The 16751-nt window shown below is 53.4% G+C and carries 26 protein-coding genes; 6 read left to right on the top strand and 20 right to left on the bottom strand.

Annotated elements, in window-relative coordinates; all coding sequences use genetic code 11:
• Positions 1–81: 81 nt before the first annotated feature.
• The 12 genes from LOY69_RS10580 to LOY69_RS10525 all read right to left on the bottom strand — a co-directional run bounded on the left by LOY69_RS10580 (position 82) and on the right by LOY69_RS10525 (position 6615).
• Positions 82–471 (bottom strand): antiterminator Q family protein, encoded by a 390-nt coding sequence (locus tag LOY69_RS10580; RefSeq protein ID WP_265074482.1) that lies wholly within the window; start codon positions 469–471, stop codon positions 82–84.
• The gene (locus LOY69_RS10575; RefSeq protein ID WP_265074884.1) at positions 468–755 is read right to left on the bottom strand and encodes a hypothetical protein; all 288 of its coding nucleotides are present in this window, start codon (positions 753–755) and stop codon (positions 468–470) included. Before LOY69_RS10575 ends, LOY69_RS10580 begins: the two co-directional genes overlap by 4 nt.
• Positions 755–2137 carry a replicative DNA helicase gene (locus LOY69_RS10570; protein WP_265074481.1) on the bottom strand — a complete coding sequence of 461 codons (1383 nt, stop codon included), beginning with the start codon at positions 2135–2137 and terminating at the stop codon, positions 755–757. Before LOY69_RS10570 ends, LOY69_RS10575 begins: the two co-directional genes overlap by 1 nt.
• On the bottom strand, positions 2134–2631 hold the full coding sequence (locus tag LOY69_RS30385) for an ATP-binding protein (protein WP_320110047.1): 498 nt from the start codon (positions 2629–2631) through the stop codon (positions 2134–2136). The genes LOY69_RS10570 and LOY69_RS30385 overlap by 4 nt, the downstream gene beginning before the upstream one ends.
• A 289-nt stretch (positions 2632–2920) precedes the next feature.
• Positions 2921–3712 (bottom strand): DNA-binding domain-containing protein, encoded by a 792-nt coding sequence (locus LOY69_RS10560; RefSeq protein ID WP_265074479.1) that lies wholly within the window; start codon positions 3710–3712, stop codon positions 2921–2923.
• On the bottom strand, positions 3709–4134 hold the full coding sequence (locus LOY69_RS10555) for a GIY-YIG nuclease family protein (RefSeq protein WP_265074478.1): 426 nt from the start codon (positions 4132–4134) through the stop codon (positions 3709–3711). The genes LOY69_RS10560 and LOY69_RS10555 overlap by 4 nt, the downstream gene beginning before the upstream one ends.
• Positions 4131–4355 (bottom strand): hypothetical protein, encoded by a 225-nt coding sequence (locus tag LOY69_RS10550; protein ID WP_265074477.1) that lies wholly within the window; start codon positions 4353–4355, stop codon positions 4131–4133. The genes LOY69_RS10555 and LOY69_RS10550 overlap by 4 nt, the downstream gene beginning before the upstream one ends.
• Entirely contained in the window at positions 4352–4693 is a 342-nt protein-coding gene (locus LOY69_RS10545) for a hypothetical protein (RefSeq protein ID WP_265074476.1), read from the bottom strand. Before LOY69_RS10545 ends, LOY69_RS10550 begins: the two co-directional genes overlap by 4 nt.
• Positions 4690–5163 (bottom strand): hypothetical protein, encoded by a 474-nt coding sequence (locus tag LOY69_RS10540; RefSeq protein WP_265074475.1) that lies wholly within the window; start codon positions 5161–5163, stop codon positions 4690–4692. The genes LOY69_RS10545 and LOY69_RS10540 overlap by 4 nt, the downstream gene beginning before the upstream one ends.
• Complete coding sequence (locus LOY69_RS10535) at positions 5160–5597, bottom strand: hypothetical protein (protein WP_265074474.1); 438 nt, start codon at positions 5595–5597, stop codon at positions 5160–5162. Before LOY69_RS10535 ends, LOY69_RS10540 begins: the two co-directional genes overlap by 4 nt.
• A 226-nt stretch (positions 5598–5823) precedes the next feature.
• A complete protein-coding gene (locus LOY69_RS10530; RefSeq protein WP_265074473.1) occupies positions 5824–6246 on the bottom strand; it encodes a phage regulatory CII family protein in 423 nt (140 codons plus the stop codon).
• A 123-nt stretch (positions 6247–6369) separates the two neighbouring features.
• Positions 6370–6615 (bottom strand): transcriptional regulator, encoded by a 246-nt coding sequence (locus tag LOY69_RS10525; protein ID WP_016704879.1) that lies wholly within the window; start codon positions 6613–6615, stop codon positions 6370–6372.
• A 99-nt stretch (positions 6616–6714) separates the two neighbouring features.
• Between LOY69_RS10525 and LOY69_RS10520 the strand changes: the two genes are divergently transcribed.
• The gene (locus LOY69_RS10520) at positions 6715–7140 is read left to right on the top strand and encodes a hypothetical protein (protein WP_265074472.1); all 426 of its coding nucleotides are present in this window, start codon (positions 6715–6717) and stop codon (positions 7138–7140) included.
• Positions 7141–7453: 313 nt separating this feature from the next.
• Here LOY69_RS10520 and LOY69_RS10515 read toward each other — a convergent pair whose 3' ends face one another.
• From LOY69_RS10515 to LOY69_RS10500, 4 genes are all read right to left on the bottom strand, one after another.
• Positions 7454–8203, bottom strand: a complete 750-nt coding sequence (locus LOY69_RS10515; protein ID WP_265074471.1) for a zeta toxin family protein — start codon at positions 8201–8203, stop codon at positions 7454–7456.
• 105 nt (positions 8204–8308) lie between these two features.
• Entirely contained in the window at positions 8309–9106 is a 798-nt protein-coding gene (locus LOY69_RS10510; protein WP_265074470.1) for a phage antirepressor KilAC domain-containing protein, read from the bottom strand.
• Positions 9106–9414, bottom strand: coding sequence for a DUF3077 domain-containing protein (locus tag LOY69_RS10505; protein ID WP_265074469.1), 309 nt, complete (start codon positions 9412–9414; stop codon positions 9106–9108). Before LOY69_RS10505 ends, LOY69_RS10510 begins: the two co-directional genes overlap by 1 nt.
• A 73-nt stretch (positions 9415–9487) precedes the next feature.
• Complete coding sequence (locus tag LOY69_RS10500) at positions 9488–9769, bottom strand: Arc family DNA-binding protein (protein ID WP_265074468.1); 282 nt, start codon at positions 9767–9769, stop codon at positions 9488–9490.
• Positions 9770–9798: 29 nt separating this feature from the next.
• On the opposite strand from LOY69_RS10500, the gene LOY69_RS10495 reads away from it, so the two are divergent.
• Positions 9799–10230 (top strand): helix-turn-helix domain-containing protein, encoded by a 432-nt coding sequence (locus tag LOY69_RS10495; protein ID WP_265074467.1) that lies wholly within the window; start codon positions 9799–9801, stop codon positions 10228–10230.
• 204 nt (positions 10231–10434) lie between these two features.
• Here the strand turns inward: LOY69_RS10495 and LOY69_RS10490 are convergent, their stop codons facing one another.
• Positions 10435–11292, bottom strand: a complete 858-nt coding sequence (locus tag LOY69_RS10490) for a hypothetical protein (protein ID WP_265074466.1) — start codon at positions 11290–11292, stop codon at positions 10435–10437.
• A 261-nt stretch (positions 11293–11553) separates the two neighbouring features.
• On the opposite strand from LOY69_RS10490, the gene LOY69_RS30380 reads away from it, so the two are divergent.
• From LOY69_RS30380 to LOY69_RS10475, 4 genes are all read left to right on the top strand, one after another.
• Positions 11554–12042, top strand: a complete 489-nt coding sequence (locus tag LOY69_RS30380) for a topoisomerase DNA-binding C4 zinc finger domain-containing protein (RefSeq protein WP_320110046.1) — start codon at positions 11554–11556, stop codon at positions 12040–12042.
• A 59-nt stretch (positions 12043–12101) separates the two neighbouring features.
• The gene (locus tag LOY69_RS10485; RefSeq protein ID WP_265074465.1) at positions 12102–12380 is read left to right on the top strand and encodes a type II toxin-antitoxin system RelE/ParE family toxin; all 279 of its coding nucleotides are present in this window, start codon (positions 12102–12104) and stop codon (positions 12378–12380) included.
• A 24-nt stretch (positions 12381–12404) separates the two neighbouring features.
• On the top strand, positions 12405–12695 hold the full coding sequence (locus LOY69_RS10480) for a HigA family addiction module antitoxin (RefSeq protein ID WP_413787145.1): 291 nt from the start codon (positions 12405–12407) through the stop codon (positions 12693–12695).
• A gap of 154 nt (positions 12696–12849) precedes the next feature.
• A complete protein-coding gene (locus LOY69_RS10475; protein ID WP_265074463.1) occupies positions 12850–14079 on the top strand; it encodes a hypothetical protein in 1230 nt (409 codons plus the stop codon).
• Positions 14080–14135: 56 nt separating this feature from the next.
• Here the strand turns inward: LOY69_RS10475 and LOY69_RS10470 are convergent, their stop codons facing one another.
• The 3 genes from LOY69_RS10470 to LOY69_RS10460 form a co-directional block, all read right to left on the bottom strand.
• Positions 14136–14609, bottom strand: coding sequence for a hypothetical protein (locus LOY69_RS10470; protein WP_265074462.1), 474 nt, complete (start codon positions 14607–14609; stop codon positions 14136–14138).
• A 96-nt stretch (positions 14610–14705) separates the two neighbouring features.
• Positions 14706–15689 (bottom strand): P63C domain-containing protein, encoded by a 984-nt coding sequence (locus tag LOY69_RS10465; RefSeq protein ID WP_265074461.1) that lies wholly within the window; start codon positions 15687–15689, stop codon positions 14706–14708.
• 376 nt (positions 15690–16065) lie between these two features.
• Complete coding sequence (locus LOY69_RS10460) at positions 16066–16710, bottom strand: NAD-dependent DNA ligase (RefSeq protein ID WP_265074460.1); 645 nt, start codon at positions 16708–16710, stop codon at positions 16066–16068.
• Positions 16711–16751: the final 41 nt, after the last annotated feature.

Below are 16751 nucleotides of genomic sequence, written 5' to 3'. Positions count from 1 at the left end.
GGGCTTTCTGTTTGGTGTCGCGCTTGAAAAGCTAAACACGCTGCCATGAAAACAGGTGTTTATCCGCGAGGAAAGAACTTTTTACGCAGCATCTCGGAATTGCTCCAGCGCGCAATCGATCCAAGCTACGCCGGCCTTGATAACCTCCCTGGCCTTCGCCTCGCTAATCCCATTCTCACGACCGACCCGGAGTGCCGGCCACTTCGCGCCGTAGTACAGCCAGATAAATCCTCCCATCTGCTCGTCACGCTTGCTCAGCTTGCCAACAGCACCATCTACGGCCAGAGCCAAGTCGTCGGTGATCACGTACTGTTTCACGCCCCCCTCCGACGGCACATTGTCCCTCATCAGGGCATACAAAGACGACGTGTAGCGCGGCACACCCATTCCATCCATTCGCCACCAGCCCCATTGTTCGAGCATGTACTCAGTGTCCCCCAAGGGCTTGTCGATATACGTTCGCTTCTTCATGCAGCCCTCCGCGGGGTCGGATCTTGATCAAGGCCGAACAGCTCTCGCAGTAGCTTGTTGGCGTGTTTGTTCTTGGCGTTGCCCTCGGCGATCCAGTTCTTGGCGAACTGCTCGAAACCGATGTTCGCCCGGGTACTGTGCCAATCGGCAACGATATCCATCAGGGCCGCCGAAGCGATCCGGCCATTGGTTTGTTCCAGCAGCATCCGGTTGCCGACCTTCAGGAACTTACACTCGACTGAGCTCAGGCTCTTACGCGGTAGTGCCGCCGTTACATTGCTCATCATTCACCACTCCGAGAATGGTTTGACGACTTGTACTTACTGACAAATCCACGACCCATCTCAACCTCCTCGTTCGATGGTCCGCGGTTACCGGTGAAGTTGACGAAACGGGCGAACTGACCCTGCTGCTGAACTAGGCAAGATCCTACCGGCGCATGTCTGCACTTAGGCATGATCAGTTCGGTAACACCGTTCTGGCCCTCCTCCGAGTCGTTGTCGCGATGGACGAGGATGATACAGTGGGCGTCCGCCTCGATTTGACCTGAGTCGCGAAGGTCGGAAGCGATGGGCTTCTTACCTGGGCGCTTCGTTGAGTCGCGGTTGAGTTGCGCCAGCAGGATCACCGGCACCTCCAGCTCCTTGGCGATGTTCACTATTCCGGTGGAGATCTTGCCGAGCTCCGAGGTCCGATTGAACGACTTGCCCTCGGAGCCGATCAGGCCGATGTAATCGATCACGACCACGTCGAGACCTTGGGCGCGCTGAACCTGGCGGGCGATACTGCGGATGCGCGCCACGGTCAGTCCAGATCTGTCGCAAACGAACAGAGGCTTATCGAGGATTTTGCTCACGGCCGAAGTCAGTCGTGGCCAGTCATCATCCTGCAGCTGACCGTCATCAAGTTTTCTCAGGTCGATGCCGCCAATTGAAGCGAGCGCACGGTTGCCCAGTTCTTCCTCCGGCATTTCCAACGAGAAAACCATACCGACGCCGGAGCCACTGCACGCGATGTGCTGGGCAATTTGCAGGCCGAGCGTGGTTTTACCACTCCCCGGAAGCCCGGCCACGATGGTGACTGTCTTTTTCCGTAGGCCGCGGATCAGCTTGTCCAGATCCACCAGCCCGGTCGACAAACCAGATTGCAGCGCGCCGTTGAACTTGGAGTCGATTATGTCGATGTTGCGCGTCACTACCTCATCCATGCGTTTGTAGTCCGGTTCACCGGTTTGCAGGTCTCGCAGATCCGCCATTGCCTGCTGGGCGTTGGCAATGATCTCGGCGACCGGTCGGTTCTCGGTTGCTAGCTCGCGCACTGCGTCGGCAGCATCAACCAGGCGGCGCAGAACGGCGCGTTCTGTCACGACCTTGGCGTAGGCCTTCCAGTTAGCAGTGCTTGGCGTGTTACGCGCCAGCTCGCCCGCATAGGCCATGGTGCGGGTGCCGCTTGGTAAGTACTCGGAGAAGTCATGCAGCGTTACAGGGTCAACGGGACAGCCTGCCGCGTGACAGCCGATCATGGTCTGAAACAGCGCAGCATTCTCAGGGTCATGAAAGTCCGACACCTGCACTTGGGCGGTGATGGAGTCGAATAAGTCGGAGTCCAATAACATGGCGCCCAACAGAGCGTGCTCTGCCTCATCGCTAAACAGTTCTCGTGTCATACAGCACCTCGCGCTGATGCCCAGGTAAACCCGACTGCCTGGCCGCCAGCTTGGCGAAGGCGATCCAGCGCCCGATCTCCGATGTAACGAGCAAGATCTGCAGTAGCCAGATTCGACACCACCACCGTTGGCAAAACATACTGATAACGGCGATCGATAACCTCATGCAAAACGCCCAGTTCGTAAGCACTACCGCTTTGGGCTCCAAGCTCATCAATCACGAGCAAGTCGAAACCCGATAGCTCGCTGAGAACATCGCGATCTGAATACTCGGCACCTCGATCCATCGCCCCTTTGAAAACACGAATGATCTCAGCTGCCGTGGTAATCACAGCCTGGGCGCCATGCTCACGAATAACGGCCTGAACCAACGCACAAGCAAGATGGGTTTTTCCGTTGCCAACGTTTCCGGAAAGGACGAGCGATCGACCGGCGGCGTAGTTATCGGAAAACCGAGCAACGTAGTCCTTGCATGCATTGAGGGCCTTGGCCATACCTGCGTCCCCTGCAGCGGTCCTGTAACTGTCGAATGTGCACCCTTGGAACCGTGGTGCAATACCAGCCCCTACGAGCAACCTATTGAGGTCTTCAGCCTTCTTCCTACTGCTCGCCTGGGTATACGCCGCACTCGATTTGGGCGCTGTATGCAGGGCCTCCCAGTGACAGTGCTTGCACCCCCGAGCAAGCACAGAACCATCGAACTGCTCCGTCTCAGAACTATTCACCGAGCCATGGATCGTGCATTCGATATCAAAGAAACGAACTCGAGGCTGCCGACAAAAATTAGAAATTAGCTTGGCCATTCGGCACCTCCGGATACATGTCAGGGGTGTGGTTGGGCAGGTTGTTGAACGCGGAGGGATTACCAGTCTTGGCGCCAGCACCAGCCAGCACCTTGTCCGGAAAAAGGCCGGTCCAGCCATTGCTGATGGACTGGTTGATCACCGCATCTGGTGCTAGATGGTTGGCAAGCGCCTCGGCCTGCTGCTCGCAGCTCTTGGCGGTCAGCGGTTTGTGGATCTCCTTGCGGTGCTGGCACCAGTCGGCCCAAACCTTTTCGCTCACGTTGGTCGGCTTGGCGGTAAGGGGATCGAACTTCTGAGCCTTCTTCCTCGACGCCGAGGGAGCATTAGCGACCGTTGGTTCTTTCTCTATTGATTGAGTAATAGAATCCTTTATTAAGTAGTTGTCGGTTTCCCCACAGTTCGGCAAACCCACACTTCGGTTAACCGAATATTCGGAAACCTGTAGGTTCGGTTCGTAGTGGACGATTACACGGCGGCCAAGCACCTTGCCGGTACCCTCCTCGCGCACGACTTCATGGCTAACCAGCCCCAGGTCCTTGAGGCACGCCATGGCCTTCGAGTAGCGCTCGCGACCGATCGAGAACCTGTCCTGCAAGTACGATCCGATCACCTTCCAGTCACTGGAGCGGGTCTGCAGGTAAGTCCAAATAGCCAGGGCATCTGGATTGATGATCATGGCCACAACGTCATTGCTGACCGAGCTGTAGGGCGCCTGCTTGGCATAGAAGATCGTCGGCGTGGCCTTTTCCACATTGACTGCATTGCTCACAGTCGCCCCCTCCGAGCCCGCTCGATGTAACCTGGGCTATGCAGGTTCTGTTCAAACCAGAGCGGCTGCTGCGAACTCATACAGCCAGGCGCCAATGCCTCTTTCGACTCATCCGAAAGCCACTCGGAAAGCAACTCGCCATCCCCGGAAATGGTGCGAATAATATCGGCCAACGGCCCCCGAAAAAACTCCCGGTTTTCAGAAACGCGCCGATCAGCCAACGCGGTATGTACCAGTTGCTCCCAGGCTAGAGCGTTGTCATGTTCGCCATAAAAGAGCACCTGATACTCAGCAGGAACTCCAGTTCCGCGGGACAACTCAATAGCGCGGCGTCGAGGTGAGTAGGCCGTCATGTCGACTTTGTAAACCCCAGGCATCGCCTCGCTGCCCATGATGTAGATGAACCCGTATGTGCTGCTCACAGCTCAAGCTCCCCGGTCACGCGACGGACGAAATCGTCGTAACCCTCTGCCATGATCAGGCCTTGGTCTTCCAACGCCTCACGGTACGCTTTGGCGCTGCCATACAGTACCCAGCGCTCTCGCTCTGGGAGGGATCTGAACGACGCGTAGCTAGGCCAGGGGCCAGCGATCACCGACACCGGACCTTTTTCTGCGGTTTGCGTTTGGAGACGAGTGTTCATTGCACGGTCTCCCCTGCCGGAAACTGATCAACTTCGGGGCACAGAACCAGCACCTCCAACTGCCGCTGCTGCACAGCTTGGCGGAAGATGTCAGCGTTCATACCGGTAAGACGGCGCACCAGCACGCGGAGAGCCATGCAGGCGTGGGAAGCTTCGAACTTGGCGTCTTGCATGCAGTCCCGTGCCCCCTCCTCCTCGCTCCACAGAATCTCTTGCACTAAGTCCGTGCCGATCCAGGCCTTGTAGGCCAACTGATCGTTGGTGAACTGCCACATGTAGGCTTCGTCGATAACCGTCGCGCCTGGCAAAACCGCCTTTGAGTCGAGCTCGCTGCTCATGGGTAAGCCCTCCCGATCGCCGACTGATGAAGAGGGATATAAGTGAACTCATCAAAGTCAGGCTTGTACTTGGCGTGCTCCAACATGGACGCAATGTGGCTGAGCGGCATAGTCGATCGATGCTGCTGAACAAACGCGACCAGAAAGGCGCGCCCAGGCGACGACTCGTGGACGCAGCGTTTAATCAACGAGCTAATTCGATGAGTCTGGGCAGTGAAACGACGAGCCTGCTTGTCACCCTGCGCCTCTACAGGGGGCTCATCTAGCGTGTAGAACTTCGTAATCCTACCGAGGAGATCACTGCCATAGATTTCGAGTAACTCGCGAGCCACGCGCTCATCTGTCAATCCAAAACCGAATCCATAGGCACCACGGCCATCAAAAACCTCTATCAAATAGAACTGCGAGGGTTTGATGAAGTGTTGTTCTGGAGCGCAAGTTTGAAGGACCTGCATGAGTGACGATTTCATTGGTCAGCCCTCCATACCGGCATCCAGATTGGTTCAGCCAGAGCTTTGGCCGCCGGCCCATACCAACCCACCGCCTCTAAAATGAATCTGCCGGGACGCGCTTCAAATTTCGACGCTCGAATGATCGAGCTCATGATCGCGGCCTTTCTTTCAAACTCAGGTACTTCCTGGCTGAAAAAGCCTTTTGCAGAAAGAGACAACTCGGCCTCTGGGACTTCAGGAATAAGCAGCTCAAGAGCTACTTTTGCATCGGAACGACCGATCTCGTGAGTCAGGAAACGCCTAATGCCACGCTCGCGATGGATCCCTTGCACACAGAAACCAATGCATCCGATATCAAAGCCAACCTCTTCAAGCGGATAAGGTGGCGCAGGTGGCATTGCTGAAAGGCCAACACGAGAACGAACTTGTTCACTGCGGATTGCGTGTGCCATGATTAGGTGCCTCTGTTAGATGTGTTGTCCTGGTTGCACAGGACGATTTAATGAGCCCGGTTCCCGCCGGGTTTGTTGCTTTCTGAGCCGGGCGAATCTCATCATCCGCCCGTTTGAAATAATGCAAGTCATGCCCTGACAGCCTGTTCCATGTGAGGAACCTCATGGTCGCTGACTGGCTGAATCAGTTGAGTATCAGCCCCATTTAAGACTGCACTCGGCTTGCTCAAGCCGCCTTCACCGACTCCTCCAGTACCAGCAAACTCTGCCGCACATGGCCGATTTCTTTCTGGATACCTGCCTTCTCGATTTGAGTAACACGACCATCCGCAAGGGCGTCGTGGACAGCACGAGAGACATCACCTGACTCGGCAGCCAAGTGCACCAGCGCCTGAATCAGACTGACCCCTTCAGGCCTATGTTGAGGAACAAGGACATAACCCAGAGCGCCAGCCAAAAGCTGCAGTGGCTCAGGGTTCTTGCTGTGCACCAGAATCTGTAGAAACTGCTCCAGGTTCAGCCGGTGCGAGTCGTCGTTCGGGTTACTGCGATTAAGCAGCGCGGTGTGGCTCATGCCCATCAGGTGAGCCAACTGCTTTGGCCCCGCTTCCAGCACTGCCTCATGAATTGCGCGATGTACCTGTTCCATTCGGGAAACCTCTTCGTGGTTGTCGTGGCAGCGCTTTCGCTTGGTGAGCACAATGGGCTCACAACCGCAGGAAGACTTTTAATCAAGTTTAAAGATTGTGTTTCAGAGCTATTGCCGACCACTTCAGGCAGCTGACTGCTTGGCCTCAGCCAAGGAGTTCCGCAAATATGCCCAGTCAACATCAGGTCTAAGCTCCTCACAGGTCACCGCCCTCCCCGACTCGCGTTCAAGCTTGATAGCGAGAGCTGGGTTGGCTCGACGTACGTTGTAAGCAACCTGCTTGAGCTGGCCCACGCTGGTATCGCAACGCTTAGCCAAGGCATCCAGCGAAACGGCGTCCAGGGAGCGCATAAATTCGATTAGCGTCATGGTCATCCTCCTAAGGACTCAAAGATTACTCTTTGCTAATTTTCATAGCAATAGCAATTTATAATTTACTGTTTGCTAACGCAGGGACACTATTCGTCTATGGATATGAAAACTCTTCGGGTCGAAGCGCTGCGGCGCGTGATCGGCCCACTCAGCCAGAAAGACTTCGCCGATCAGCACGATCTGGACGCGTCCTATTTGTCCCAGATTCTCAATGGGCATCGGGGGCTCGGAGAGAAGGCTGCGCTCAACCTCGAGCAGAAGATCGGCCTCGCCCCAGGCGTCCTCGTCAATCCAGGAGGCTATGGCTCAAACATCATCGAGGGCGAGTTCACACGCCACGAAGTTCGAGACCAGCCATCCCCTGCTTACAAAGCCCTGCAGCAGTCCGCCTCGCCCAGGGCGATAGCTGTGATCGAAAAGCTGGCCAGATCCGCAGCCAAGGGAAAGCTCAAGGAATCCGACCTGGTGTTGCTAGAAGGCATCGCTGGTTTGCTTGAGAAAGCCAACGCCGAAAAGCCTTGAGCCAGATGCAAGAAGCCCGGCACTTCCGCCGGGATTTTTCATTCTGTGTGATTACTTCTAAGGTGGGGAGAAACGAAAAAGCCCAGCGGGCGGGCTGAGCTTCTAATGGGCACTCAAAAACTAACCGCCTGGCTTTTTGTTACTACCAGAGTCACTAGTGGACAGTGAGCATTTGATTTTTGCCGCGTGTGCAACCACCTCACGCTGAGAGGTGCTTGCCTTGTGAAGCACCTCCCTGAAAACCTCACGTTTGGTTTCATAGGAGGCGTTACTGAAGAAATCCGCCAACAGGCTGGAGTCTTCGGTGTCAGTTTTACGCATGACGATCAGCCTCAGTCAGAAGCTCAATGAGCTGCTGGTAATCATAGGTCTCAGGTATTAGAGCGTCAATCTGCTCCACTGTTACCCTTGGCTCATAGAATTCCTCGGAGCTATCAGTGTTTTTTACAAGCAAATCTATCTGAAGATCCTGCCCATAGGACTGCCTCAGCTCAACAATATTCTTCCGCACCGCCAGGTACTGTTGAGCAAATTTTTCCATGGGAATATTTCTTCCCTCGGTTATTTCCCGTGCCTTCACGAACTCCCAAGCGAGCTCTGGGCGCTGATAGACGTACATTACTTGGGCTGCTCGGTTCCCATTCAGAACCCTATCGATATTCCGCTTTGCTACACCAAGGTTCGACATCGTCCCATCAAGGATGAACGAAACACGCTTTTCAAAAGCCCTGTCCAAGACCTTTTCGAGGATCTTTGTCACAGCTCGCTGGAAAAGATAAGAGTTTCCGCCTGAGTACCCCGGAATAAGCTCCCGGAAATCGTCAGGATCAATTCGGAGTACACGACGCCCCCCAACCTCCTGGCGCCCCTTCTCCAGAGCCTCCACCATTGCCTTGGAAACCTCTGTTTTCCCTGCTCCAGGTGAGCCCGCCATAAAGACAGTGAGCGGAGCACGCTCAGGAATAAAAACATCGGTATCGACAATTTTCTTTGCGAGAGGACGACGGTGTGCAATGGCGAACTGAAAAGCCGCTTCTTCTAAATCTATTTCTTCAGGGGTCATTGGGAACTCGATATCCGTTTTCCAAAAACTAACATCTAGCCCCGCCCTAAACCATACAGCTTTGGGACAAAGCAAAGAGCCCGGCGCTAGGCCGAGCTCTCTTCTCTACTGCTCAAGCAAGTTCGCTTCCCTGCTCTGCCACATGGCCTGCAGCTTGGTCAGCCCCTTGCCGGTGATCAACGTCGAGCACGTTGGGATCGTGCCCTGGGTCGGATGATCGAAGGTACCCAGCTTCACATCGAGCAAGCCGGCCTCGATCTTCGCCTGGTACGGTTCATTGGTCCTGGTCACCCAACCCTTCTGCCGCATGAACTGCAGCAACCTTGTACGGCCAGTGCCAATGATCTTCGCGGCCTGAGCAGCGTTGTACGTCTTGTGTGACACCACAACCATGTCGTGGAAGGCCACCTTTGGCGCGTCCTGCTCGACCTTCACTTCCAGAAGATGGTTCTCTTTGGTCAGCTCAGTGTTGTCAGCCTCCAACGCAACGACCTTCGTCACGTTTTCGGTGAGCAGCGCCAAGAGTGTTCGAGGGTCGCTGAGTACCGCGGCGTAGTCGAAGGCTGGTTTGGCTACCTGTTCTTCCAACTCTTGCCAGCGGTCGACCAAGCGAGCCGTGAACTCAGGGCAGAGCTGCGCGACGATGATGTAAGTATCGCGTTTGCAGATTTGATACTCGGCAACGGTCTGACCCTGGTGATTTTTAACATCCCCCATTGGGGGAAGTTGAATCACACCACGCTCCGCCAGCCTTTCGATGGATTGTTTGACCTTGTCGTGACGAGAGCCAACCAGATCGGCGATCTCGCGAGAAGACATGCGGGCTTGCGACACATTCTGCTGAATCTGGAAATGTGTCGTGATGCCCAACGGCTGCCCATGTGGATTGGAGGAGATATTCATTACACTTCCTCCAGGCCCGCTTGGACTGAGTCGATTACAGCCTTAGCGGAATCTACTGCCCGGAAAAACGACCAGGCATTGATGGATGGGATAGCATTTCCCCCCATTGCCATGAATTCCAGTTGTCCTTTGAGCTCGCTGAGGATGCAAGACGCCTCACCAAGCGCATCTATTACAGAAATGCCTGAGCAAACAGCAAACAACTCCTGGCGCTCGCTATTACAACGGGTGAATGACTGCTCAATGGTTACCGGCACCTTGCTAGCGCCAGCATTGAGTTTTTCGGTTACTTCGGTATGCTTAACCATGACGTTTTTCCTAGAAGATTGACGTTATCCAAACCTCAGCGCTGGCCGGCGCTGAGGTTTTTTTATGGATCCCCTACCCACGGGCCACCTCCTGCTCCAACGATTTCCTCAATCGATAGACGATCTCCCTGCTCATGCTACGGTCATTTTCCTTGGCTTTAGCAGCTAGAGCACTTCTCATCAGGATCTCTAGTCGAACCCCAACGACCTTGGTTTCTTCTGTTTTCATTGCTTCCTCCATCGAGATGTCACACACGGCACCTTGTTGTGTTTGTTGAGTTTCGTTGCGTTTGTTGCTTTCGTCAACATTATTGTTGTCTTTGTTGCGTTTGTGCCACTCACCGCGTAATTTCACTTCAATGAATTAGCCATAAATTGACAAAGATGAACGAGAGCTTTGGAAAGCGCCTGGCTCGCCTCAGAGCAGAGAAAGCGATGACTCAACGTGATCTTGCTTCTAAGGCGGGAATTTCTTGGTCGCAGATATCCAGATACGAATCGGACTTGGCCCAACCTCGTCTCAAAGTCCTGATGAAGCTGGCGGAGGCGCTTGACGTTCATAAGGACGACCTCAAGCCGCCCGGCAAAAAAGAAATTACGCTCAGTTTGTCTGACGAAATGATCTCCAAAATTGAAGAGTTTGCTGAGACCAAGAAAATAGCCTTCGATCAGGCAGTTCAGTTGATAGTTATAATGGGCATGAAGATGAAGCTCGATCAGGACCCATCGCTTGTGGAAGAGCTTGAAGCCGAAATACCTGGCGCGTACGAGAGCCTTCTGAAGGGCATCAGTAATGATGGCGCCTACAAGCGATAACGTTTGAAAAATGGACAATCCATCCAGCTTTTGGTGATGGCAGTGCATTTTTGGCCCCGTGCTTAATCAACGAGGTATAGCTTGATTCAAAAGTTATACACAGGCCAGCACCTCTCCTACACTAATGGGTCACCTATTCAGCAAAGCCGGCCAGCGTGAAAAGACGAAAGCTAGAAAAATAAAGGCCCATGAATGGGTGACCTATTATTTTGACCTGATTGCGCCGCTACCCTTCCCGCGCCAGCCAATCACGGTTGCCAGACGCTTTATCCGTAAACCAGACTTCTTCATAGAACCGACATCAGGCTCCCCTCGAGATTTCAGCCATTCGAGAACGAGACTCTGAGCCCCTCTCCCCCCAGGACCAGATGGATCGCGAGTTCCATTATCAGTGACCGCTTGCCAGCACTGGAAAGCCTCATACAGCCCTTTCGGGTGAAGCGGATTTTCAGGGTTGAAGCAATTCAAAAACACATCGAGCTCCGCGCTCAACAGCTCAATCTGCGCATCCTTTTCTTGGATTTTTCTATCCTTGGCTCGGAGCTCGTTATAAAGACTTCGACTATCGTCGGCTGAAGCTTTTTCTTTGGCTTTCAGCTCGACAATTAATGACTCTGCTTCAGCTAGACGAACCTGAATATCTTGTAGGGCGAGTCGATTCCCTGCAGAGCGCGCAACCTCCTTACTGTTATTAAACTCAGATGGGCGGTCGCTGGCGAGACGATTGCCCCCCTGAAACCTCTCCCCGCTTGATTCATCAATATCAGTTTGAGTTACCTCCCCGATCTGTGGAGCAACCCTCTTCTCGGCGTCGCTCACCTGCCGCTCAAGCCACTCCCTATTGACCATGACCTTATTTGAATCAACCGCACTCTGCCGCGTTTCAAATAATGCCGGCACATGCCTACCTGTTGCTCTTCTAAAATACTCAGAAAGCTCGGAGTAAGTAATCGCTATCCCCAGAAGAGTGTTTTTCTCTCCCTTGATATAGATAGTTTCGGGATTGAACTCAGCATCTGGCTGGACAATTGAAGATAGCTGATCAGCAATGGATGCAAGCACCGCCAAGCTCTTACCCTTGACCTCCGAGCAGGATACGTCCAACGATACGTACTCTCGCACCAATTCCTGCCCTCCTTCCAAAACTGAGCCCAATACCTACCACTGGCTATCCAACCAGCAATGGCACTAAGTCTATCGCCAGTTAGCAAAAGGTAACAGCCAGCTCTGTACAACCAAGGAACACAATCAGGATGCTGCGTTGGGCTGGGCACGCTAGGTTGATAGAGTCGCGAAAAAGATCTGCGAAGGCAGGACGCCATCATGAGTAAAAAGGATATGACCCGCAGGGCACTGCTGACTCTCGCTGTATTGGCAATCACGCCCCCAACGCTTGCGAGGGGTGGTCGCGGAGGACGTGGGGGCCGAGGTGGTCGAGGCGCCGGCGGAATTGTACTTTTACTGATCTTCGGCGCCGGAGTTGCTATTTATTCCTTCTTCAAGGGGCGGTCTGAAACTCGAGATCGTAAAAAACGTGAGGCCGCGCAAGCTCCACTTCCTACCAAACCAACGGCATCAGAATGGGTTCAACTCGGACTCTGCCCGCTTTGTGGAAGTAGCGTCGTTGAAAGGACTGCTAGGAAGGGACGCTACGCCGGTAGGAAATTCTATGGATGCTCTACATACCCTCGATGCAAGGGGATAAGGGCGTCCCTTCCCCATCGCCAATGTAGCCTGGAGTGCGAGGGATCGAAGAAGGCCGAAATTGGTGAGCTGGGTGGCTACGCCAACGTCAACCACTCATCGGAATAGCCCTATTCGGCTTTGGATGGCACTACACTCCCCTTAACGAATAACGTTAAGCGTTAATAATGATCATTAGCTTTGGCTGCGGCGAGACAGAAAGTCTCTACAAGACAGGGTCCTCCCGGAGATGGGTGGGAATCCTTTCGGTCGCACAAAGAAAGCTGACCATGCTCGATGCAGCAACAAGCATTCAGGATCTGAAATCGCCGCCTGGCAATCGGCTGGAAGCGCTACAAGGGAACCGAAAGGGTCAACACAGCATCCGAATTAATGACCAGTTCAGAATTTGCTTCATCTGGGGTGCGTATGGGCCAGAAAGCGTTGCGATTGTAGACTACCACTGAGGTGAAATCGTGTTTATTAATGGTATGCGCCCTGTACATCCGGGCGAAATTCTCAGGGAAGAATATCTCCATCCCATGGACCTTTCTCCAGCAGCTCTTGCGAAGCTGTTGAATGTATCTGCGCCTACAGTCAATGACATTGTACGTGGTCGTCGCAATATCAGTGCAGACGTAGCTCTACGCTTAGCTGCTTGTTTTGATACGAGCCCACAGTTCTGGGCGAATCTTCAGTCCGCCTATGACCTGCGAAAAGCAGAAATTGACCATGGTGCTGAAATTGCTCAGCAGGTTCAACGTGCACCTGAATGTGCCTAAATCGGTGACAGAAGAAGCTTGAGAAAGCCCGGCTATAGGACCGGGCTTTTTTATGCGGCCTGAAAACTATCTCCCCGTACTCATTGCTAATGGTGTTACAAACGTCCGGAATGATACGGTCGTTCTCCTCGCCCCGCCCTGCAGAGATGAGAGCATGGCCGCACTCGAAAAGCGTCATCCCCGTGAGTCGTTCACCAAAAAGCTGATCCGGATCTGCCAGAGGCTTGATGAGCACTCCATCCGCACCATCGCGCATAAAGACATCTATAGCGAATTTACTTGCGAGATAGAAATCAAATCGATCTGGGCCGTTGGGTCCTATGCCCGCGGCGCGATGAAGTGCGGAGATTTGGATCTGGTAATAGGGTTGCGAAGCGAAGGTGCCTTGCCCTCAACCCGGGTGTGGGCTAGAGCCTTCTTTGGCTCCCTTTCACTCGTGCGCTATTACCCTGGCAATCCAAGCGAGAACGCATCAGGCGTGGCATTCCCAGAAGCGGTTCTGATCTGGTCAGGCCCAGGATGCGATTGGAAAGCAGCGATCGAAGCGATCAAGCCAGATATCCATGCTGGCAGAGCGGCTCGGGAAACGGACGCTATCCCGCTGCGGGATGAACAACTACGCACCTACCATGATGAATATCACGACGCGGTTGATATGCAGCGTGATGGGCTCTGGGAGTGGGAGTTTGTAGAGATCGGGAAGCAGATGCTTGCCCCACTTCCAAGCGACGCCGTTGCAGAGGATGAAGCGTATTTCAAACGCTGCGCTCCGATGATGGGGCGCAAGTCTCAGGATCTGATCCCAGCGATTATCAAACTTATGAGGGAGCAGGAACCATTCGGTTCATGGTCCTCTGCAGACAGTCATCGATCAAAGTTTAGGTGTGGTAGCTCTGAGCTACACCTCGGCCGCCCAGCCCTCCCCATCGACTTCTTCGAATATTCACCGTATGTCCGCCAACTGGTCCTGATCCCTCACATCAGCACCAGGGGACCAAATGGAGCCTGGATTATTCGCCGCGGCCCAGAACACCCAGACCGCAAAGCACTCGTTGGGAAATACGCCTACTACCTCATGAGCTCAGGACATCCAGACACCATCACCTATTGTGATCACTCCAAGCACTGGGCGCCCACAGCAATAGAACTGCTCGAGACCCATAAGGAGGCACAGCACCTCGCTGCTCAGTTCGCTGATGAGGATGACTCTGAAGAACCAGAGATAGGTAAGGCCGAAGGACTAGAGCTGCTCTCCCTGTTCGGGCTTGTCGACATAGTTGAGGTTGGAGGCGAACAGCTAGCTATGACATACGCCGGATCTTCCTACCTGGAGACAGACATTATCTCCCTTGAGGAGCTGGTTACCGCTCTCCCCTCAACCTAGAGTAAAAAGCCCGCTCAGTGGCGGCGGATCGAATTCAGGCCAGGGGGTAAGAGACTTCAGATATGGGCAATTAGCTGCTGCCGATATCCACTCTCATCTATCAGGACCGGGTACCTGCCTTCTTCGATCAGTGAACGTAGCTGTTGTGAATGGCTGGATTGCCTAAATGCAACCTGACATTCGGCGGCATCAAAAAAACGCCTCAGATGCGGCAGGACTAATGTGAGTAGCTCTGACTCAATTTTCAATGAGGCGGTAACGATATCAAGCTGATCGGTTAGCTCTCGATACAGATCGATGACCAGGAAGCTTTTATTCTCAGCGGATGGATAAATGTGCACGTCGCCAGCGCCAACGGGTGTGTCGTCAAAATAGGTGTCGTAGAGCTCGGTGATATTGAGGGTGACACCCATAGCCTTCAAGGCCGCTGCCAGATCAGCATTGGGTATGCACTCGTCCTCTACCCATGTGACGAAGTCAGACATGGAGACGCAGAGGTCGAGCTCATTGGCGCAGATGATGGGAGTCACTGGAAATAGGTCCAGGCAATCGAGGTCGGCAATCGTAACACTGTGAAGAGCGCCTTACAGATACAAGAAGCCCGGCACTGGGCCGGGCTGGATTGATCAGTCCTTGTCGGCAGCTGGGATGAGCTCCATCTCTTGCTGCCCTCCAAACCTAGTGGTGAATTTTTCTTCGTACTCCCTAGAGGATGCAGATGACTCTGCCATTTCCAGCACGCGCCCCATATGCATCCGCATTGCTCGCGTCCCCACTTCGTTTAGGAATTGAAAGAGCTTTTTCTTACTAGGGTCCTTATCACGTAGCGCTCTCAGTAAATCCAAAATCCTTCCGCTACTTTTGGCCAGTGGATAGTAGATATGGCGTCTGGTTAGATGCATTAGCTTCCAAGGCTTGCCGCGTGCAGGTACTGGGATTTGATACAGACGATGCCATGCCAAATAGAGCTCATTCGGAAACTCTTGCTCATATTTTCGAGCCTCTTCTTGTACAAAGGCCTTGAATGCCTGGATTACTTCATCGACCTCTGGCTGGTAGCCGGCCAGAGCGTATACAAGATTAGTGATACCATTTTTCGCCGAAGCGTTGACAATCACCCTAGCCTGCATTGCAAGTGGGGCCTGGCTCTTGGTCAGCTTGCCGGCAGCATCAGCATCCAGGATGGCATTGCATACGTCGATCAGGATGTCTGCGCTGTAACCGCGGATTGTCATCTCGGCCTGTTTGGCACCAGGATAAACCCATTTAAATTCAATAGGTTGTGACACTTTTTCGAGCAAGTCAGCACCAACGTATGGAGCCAGACTTTTCCTCGCAAGTAGGCGCTCAAAGTCGTTACCACCTGGGTTTTTCAAGCCAAGGGCTGCGGCAATCCCGCGTTGCGTCATAACTGCAGTTTTTTTAGCATCTTCAAGCACGTAGCACTCAGCATCTACACTAAAGTCCTGCAAAAAGTTGCCTTTGTGTGATGCCTTAAGACCCCAGCGCGCAGAAGCAGCTTTCTTTGCAATCTCACTTCTCTTGCTCTTTGGGAGGGCAGCAGCACGTGCTTTACCGCCAGCAGCTTTTGACTCATTCTTTTCAGGCATGCAAGCATCCTCAAACATTATTGCTTGCATAATGCTGCGCGGCATCATAAAAATGCAAGCATAAAAAAAGCGCCATGCATTAAATCATGGCGCTTCTTTCAGACTTTATCTTTTCCTAGCGAACCTACAGCATTCCACTCCGCCAAACCACGCGCTGGCTCAAGTTTCCCTATACAGCCCCAAGCACCAACCTGGTTGCCCATAGAAATGGCTCAACGTCATCAGCTCAAGCACCACAACCATCACACAGAAAGCTACAAACCCACGTGTGAAGACGCGGCGAGGTTTTTGATAGGGTTGGTAATTGCAGAGTGAGCTGCAAAGATTTCCCAAAAACTCTAGAAACTCCATCAGGAATTAGCCCTACCTCATCAACTCACCCAAAAAGCGCGTGCTGCCATTGCTGCTCGCCGATGATGGCGATAGGTGTTCCACCCTCTCTCAACTCCACCGCCTTCATTATTTTGGTCCCATAGGAGCTGTGGCGCCATTGGTCATTTCCAATGCTGCCAACCACTAGGTAGTGAATTTTTTTACTTACCCCTCCACCGATGATGCCGCCACGCTCTTCTACTAAGGCCTGACAGGCTTTTCGAGGTCCGTAGGCCATGGTTCCAGTGAAAACGAACAATCTGCCGTCCCAAGTGAGATCTGGTTCTGGACGATTGAAGGGAAGGTCGTTGGGCGTGCTGAAGGTTTGATCGCTAGCCTTTGGCTTTTCGGCACTCAGGCCCGAAAAGTTCTGCAGCAAGCCGATAAGCTCAATAGACTCCTCTGAGTCTAGCACCCCATCCAAGAGCATGTTAGAGAGCCGCGAATACAGCAGGTTGATGACAGGATCATCAAGGTGAGTGAGATTCGTTTCAAGCCAGTCGTTGAGGAATAGGCCTTCAGCGGTAGACACGACGCCGTCGGCGGCGAGGCCTGCCGCCAAACCAACGAGAGCGTCAGCTGAGCGTCTATCTATCCTGGAACTATGGAAGTACTTACTCTGCTGGAATTCAGCGTGAATATCAGTCATCTCAATTCCTTTTTAGATGATGCGCGATAGTGATTGTAAAT

The sequence above is a fragment of the Pseudomonas sp. B21-059 genome, assembly GCF_026016285.1.
Lineage (GTDB): Bacteria > Pseudomonadota > Gammaproteobacteria > Pseudomonadales > Pseudomonadaceae > Aquipseudomonas > Aquipseudomonas danubii.
This window is presented reverse-complemented; position numbering and strand designations above follow the sequence as displayed.